This is a genomic window from Marinospirillum sp. (genome assembly GCF_014859565.1).
The window spans coordinates 1-5,272 of the sequence record NZ_JACUUA010000219.1 but is presented as its reverse complement, the minus strand read 5'-3'; the positions used below and the strand labels follow the sequence as shown (position 1 = coordinate 5,272).

Below are 5,272 nucleotides of genomic sequence, written 5' to 3'. Positions count from 1 at the left end.
TGGCGCTTTAGCGCTTAGGGCGGGGAGCAGTCACCTTTTTTGCTGATCCGGTGATGGCAGAAGGTGCGGCATGGCTGCACGCAGGTAACTGATCATCGACCAGAGTGTCAGCAAGGCTGAGAGATAAAGAATGAACAACCCTAACCAGGCGATCCAGTGGCCGGGCGGCACCAACAGCAGCATAAAAATAGAAATCATCTGAAAGGTGGTTTTGACCTTACCCACCCAGCTTACTGCTACACTGGCACTCTTGCCGATTTCTGCCATCCACTCTCTTAACGCCGAGATCACAATTTCACGCCCGATGATCACCAGTGCCGGTAAGGTCATCAGCCAGCTGGCATGAGCTTCGATCAATACACCTAGCGCCACGGCAACAATCAGTTTATCGGCCACCGGGTCGAGAAAGGCACCAAAAGGTGTCATCTGGTTCCAGCGACGTGCCAGATAACCATCCAGCCAGTCTGTTAAAGCTGCAGCACCGAATAAAAAGGCGCAGATCAGGTATTTGCTTTGTAGCGGCAGGTAATAAATAACCACCAGCAAAGGAATGACCAGGATACGTAGCAGTGTCAGAAAAGTTGGGAAGTTCATAGGTTTTATCTTAGCTTTCAGAGCGTTAATTAATGGATGTGAAGGGTAGCATGAATTTCTTCTGCCAGCGCACGATTTATACCGTCGACACGACACAGATCCTCTATGCCAGCTTCAGCAATGGCCTTGCGTCCACCAAAGTGCCGTAACAAGGCCTGGCGGCGTTTGGGGCCGATGCCAGGGATGTCTTCAAGTGTAGAGTTCTTGCGAATTTTATCCCGCCGCTGGCGATGTCCGGTAATAGCAAAGCGGTGAGCTTCATCACGAATCTGTTGGATCAGATGCAGGGCAGGGGAGTGCCCCGGTAACACCAGCTGTTGATCCGTGGTTTCCAGAAACAGGGTTTCCAGACCGGCTTTACGAGTGGTTCCCTTGGCCACCCCAAGTAGCAGAATGCCACTTAACCCTAGCTCGGCCAGAATGCCTCTGGCAGCATTTAACTGGCCTTTGCCACCATCTACCAACAACAGATCGGGTGCAGTGAACTCACCGGACTGTACACGCCGGTAGCGCCGCTGCAAGGCCTGAGCCATGGCGGCATAATCATCACCACCTGTTACACCTTCAATGTTAAAACGGCGATAATCCTGTTTGCGCGGACCCTGTTCATCAAACACAACACAGGAAGCCACAGTGGCTTCACCCTGGCTGTGGCTGATATCAAAACACTCCATACGCTGGATGGGCTGTTCCAACCCCAGTGCAGCTTGTAATGCCGTAATGCGTTGTTGCTGCTGATCACTTTTGCTGCGAAAACCAGATAACTGTTGTTCAGCATTGGTTGTTGCCAGATCCAGCCAGCGGGCACGCTGACTGCGTAGCTGATGTGCCAGTCTTGATTTGAAGCCAAAACGCTCACTCAAAGCCTGTTGCAACAGGTCGGTATCTTCGAGTTCGTGGCTTAATAATATTTCTGATGCCGGCGGCAACGAGGTGCGTGCCAGATAATACTGGGCAACAAAGGCGGTTAATGTGGATTCTTCACTGGCATCCAGCGGATTTTCAAAATTGAAGTGGCGTGTGCTGATCAAACGTCCTTCGCGCACTTGTAACAAACTAATGCAGCAATAACCTTCAGCGGTGGCAAGGGCAAAGATATCAGCGTCACCCATGCCGGTATCTACATCCTGGCGTAATTGCAGCTGTCGTAACTGCTGGATCTGATCCCGGTAATATCCCGCCTGCTCAAAATTCAGCTCGGCTGCTGCAGCATCCATTTTGGCCGCGAGTGAGTCTGTGACCTGCTGGCTTTTTCCTTCCAGCAGTAGTTTGGCGTGATGTAAATCATCAGCATAGGCTTCTGCAGTGATTTCACCGGTACAGGGTGCTGAGCAGCGTTTGATCTGATACTGCAGACAAGGGCGGCTGCGATTACTGAAAGTGGTGTCATCACACTGGCGTAGCTGAAATACCCGATAAAGCAGTTGCAGGGTTTCTCGCACCACGCTGGCACTGGGGTAGGGGCCAAACCATTGTCCTGGTCCACGTTGATGGCGTGTTCGTTTGATACTCAGCGCAGGCCAGGCATGATCCGAGAAATGCAAAAAAGGGTAGGATTTGTCATCACGCAGCAAAATGTTAAACGGCGGTTTTAAAGCCTTGATCAAATTCTGTTCCAGCAACAGGGCTTCGGTTTCTGTGCGGGTAATGGTGACTTCAACACTGGCAATTCTGCTGACCAGTGCCTGAGTTTTGAGCGTTAACCCGGAGCTGCGAAAATAGCTGGATAACCGGTTTTTCAGATTGCGGGCTTTGCCGACGTAAAGGATTTTTCCGTCGGCAGCAAACATCTGATAAATGCCCGGTGCCTGGGTGGCCTGTTGCAAGAAGGCTTTGGAGTCAAAAGTTGATACAGGAGATGCAGACACAGCCGGTTTCTCGATTCAGTGACAATAACCTGTGGTTAATCAGTAACATCAACCAGTTTATGGCGCATGGCCAGATGTGTCAGCTCAACATCATTACGCACACCCAGCTTTTCAAAAATCCGGTAACGGTAGGTGTTGACGGTTCTGGGGCTGACAAACAGGCTGTCGGCAATTTCTTGTACCTTTTGACAGTTCACAATCATCAGTGTTACCTGCATTTCACGATCCGACAGCTGATCAAAGGGATTGCTGCTGTTTTGTGGATCGCGAACCAGCAAACCACTAGCCAGCGTAGGATCAACATAATGCTGACCAGAGGCAACCAGGCGTATCGCACGCACTACCTCCTCAAAACTGGTACCCTTGGTCAGATAACCACGTGCACCGGCTTGCAGCAGGCGTTGCACAAAGGTGTTGTCACCACTGGCGGTTAATCCAATCACATAAACGTCCGGGTTGCTGCGGGTGATTTTGCGGGTGGCTTCTACACCACCAATGCCGGGCATTTTGACATCCATCAGTACGATGTCTGGTGCCAGATCTCGCGCCATGGTTATAGCTTTTTCACCATCACAGGCTTGACCAACCACCTCAATACCTTCGGTATCTGCCAAAACCCTCTCAATACCGGTTCTTACCAGTTCATGATCATCAACAATCAGTACTCGAGTCACTTTTGTTCCACCTTTTGGCTCAGGCTTTTATATAAAATCAGAATATCAGAAGAGGCTGTTGCCTGCTGCGGTTAAAAGGTAGAATTGTCCACTTGTTCACCCACTACAGTGTAATCATTCATGTCCTCCAGCTCCAATCCAGCAGTATCCAATCCCAAAGTCGGTTTTATCAGCCTCGGTTGCCCCAAGGCGCTTGTTGACTCAGAGCGTATTCTGACCCAACTGCGCGGGGAGGGTTATGATCTGGTGTCCAGTTATGAGGATGCTGATCTGGTGGTGGTGAACACCTGTGGTTTTATTGATGCAGCCAAGGCTGAATCTCTGGAAGCTATTGGTGAAGCTCTGCATGAAAACGGCAAGGTGATTGTGACTGGCTGTATGGGTGTTGATGAAGCACACATCCGTGAGCTGCATCCACAGGTGCTGGCCGTTACCGGGCCGCAGCAGTATGAACAGGTGGTTAATGCGGTGCATCAGCACCTGCCACCGTCCAAAAATCATGATCCCTATGTTGATCTGCTGCCGCCTCAAGGCATCAAGCTGACACCACGTCATTATTCATATCTGAAGATTTCTGAAGGCTGTAACCACCGCTGCAGTTTTTGTATTATTCCTTCACTGCGTGGTGATCTGGTATCCCGACCCATTGGGGAAGTGCTGGATGAAGCAGAACGTCTGGTGAAGTCCGGCGTGCAGGAGCTGCTGGTGGTTTCTCAGGATACCAGCGCTTATGGGCTGGATCTGAAATACCGCACTGGTTTTCATCAGGGGCGTCCGGTCAAGACTCGCATGAAAGAGCTCTGTCAGGAGCTGGGGCAGCTGGGCAGTTGGGTACGCCTGCATTATGTATATCCCTATCCGCATGTGGACGACATCACCCCCTTGATGGCTGAAGGTTTGATTCTTCCTTATCTGGATATTCCCTTCCAGCATGCCCATCCAGATGTACTGCGTGCCATGAAACGCCCTGCAGCCAGTGAAAAAACACTGGAACGGATTCACAGCTGGCGGAATATCTGTCCGGATATCACCTTGCGTTCAACCTTTATTGTTGGTTTCCCCGGTGAAACTGAATCCCAGTTTGAATACCTGCTGGATTTCCTTGATGAAGCTCAGCTGGATCGGGTGGGTTGTTTTACCTATTCACCCGTTGAAGGTGCCAGTGCCAATGCCCTGCCTGGTGCCGTGCCGGAAGAAGTGAAAGAGGAGCGTTTGGCAAGGTTTATGGAAAAACAGGCTCAGATCAGTGCAGCTAAACTGCAACGCAAAATTGGTACAACCCTGGAAGTGTTGGTGGACGAGGTGGGCGAAGATGGCGCAGCAGCCCGCACTCAGGCCGATGCGCCGGAAATTGACGGTCAGATTTATCTGCTGGGTGCCACACACCTGAAGCCGGGGCAGCGCTTACAAGTGCGGGTCACGGATGCGGATGAGCACGATTTATGGGGTGACCCGGTATAACATGAGGAATTTTTCGATACAGTAATCTCCGTATTTCTGTATCTCCTCCTTGCTGGAGGCTCTGCCGGTCATGATGAACTTGGGACGGAAATAAGCATTCAAGGCGCCCTGAAAAAACAGGGCAGCCATTTCCGGATCATCGATATTCAGGTGGCCGGCCTGTTTCTGGCGGGTAAGAAAGTCAACCAGCAGCTGCCGGTCTTTTTCCAGCCCTTCACGGAAGAACATTTCACCAAGATCTGGAAAACGTATTGCCTCTGCAATCATCATGCGGAACATGGACGTATTTTCTATCGAAGTCAGATCTGCAAGTTTGCGCACGGCATATTGCTGTAATACCTCTTCGACATTTTTGCTGCTGATGGCAGTGGAGCGCATCTGCTCGTCTTCACAGGCACACATCCGATCCACAACAGCAACAAACAAGGCATCTTTGTTGCCAAAGTGGTTATAGAGTGTTTGTTTGGCAACACCTGCCAGAGCCGCAATATTTTCCATGCTGGCATTCTGGTAACCATTTTGCAGAAAGGCTTCAGATGCAGCCTGAATGATCTTTTGTCGCTTGTTCAGACAGGAAGAAGATGTTGATGGAGTCATACGGTTCACTGAGCCTTACTGGGTGGAAATAAGTTGATATTCGTTGAAGTGTAACAAATTAACCTTCATGACAGTAAT

Annotated in this window: 5 protein-coding genes; 1 reads left to right on the top strand and 4 read right to left on the bottom strand. The window is 50.5% G+C overall.

What is annotated here, in order from left to right:
- Positions 1 to 30: 30 nt before the first annotated feature.
- The 3 genes from pgsA to IBX50_RS16885 are packed head-to-tail and all read right to left on the bottom strand — an operon-like array spanning position 31 to position 3,136.
- Positions 31 to 594 carry a CDP-diacylglycerol--glycerol-3-phosphate 3-phosphatidyltransferase gene (pgsA, locus tag IBX50_RS16895; RefSeq protein ID WP_292257470.1) on the bottom strand — a complete coding sequence of 188 codons (564 nt, stop codon included), beginning with the start codon at positions 592 to 594 and terminating at the stop codon, positions 31 to 33.
- 29 nt (positions 595 to 623) lie between these two features.
- Positions 624 to 2,462 (bottom strand): excinuclease ABC subunit UvrC, encoded by a 1,839-nt coding sequence (uvrC, locus tag IBX50_RS16890; RefSeq protein ID WP_292257469.1) that lies wholly within the window; start codon positions 2,460 to 2,462, stop codon positions 624 to 626.
- A 35-nt stretch (positions 2,463 to 2,497) separates the two neighbouring features.
- Complete coding sequence (locus tag IBX50_RS16885) at positions 2,498 to 3,136, bottom strand: response regulator (protein ID WP_292257468.1); 639 nt, start codon at positions 3,134 to 3,136, stop codon at positions 2,498 to 2,500.
- 120 nt (positions 3,137 to 3,256) lie between these two features.
- On the opposite strand from IBX50_RS16885, the gene rimO reads away from it, so the two are divergent.
- A complete protein-coding gene (gene rimO, locus IBX50_RS16880; protein WP_292257467.1) occupies positions 3,257 to 4,597 on the top strand; it encodes a 30S ribosomal protein S12 methylthiotransferase RimO in 1,341 nt (446 codons plus the stop codon).
- On the opposite strand, the gene IBX50_RS16875 is transcribed toward rimO, so the two are convergent.
- The gene (locus IBX50_RS16875) at positions 4,577 to 5,194 is read right to left on the bottom strand and encodes a TetR/AcrR family transcriptional regulator (RefSeq protein ID WP_292257466.1); all 618 of its coding nucleotides are present in this window, start codon (positions 5,192 to 5,194) and stop codon (positions 4,577 to 4,579) included. The two genes, rimO and IBX50_RS16875, sit on opposite strands and share 21 nt — an antisense overlap.
- Positions 5,195 to 5,272: the final 78 nt, after the last annotated feature.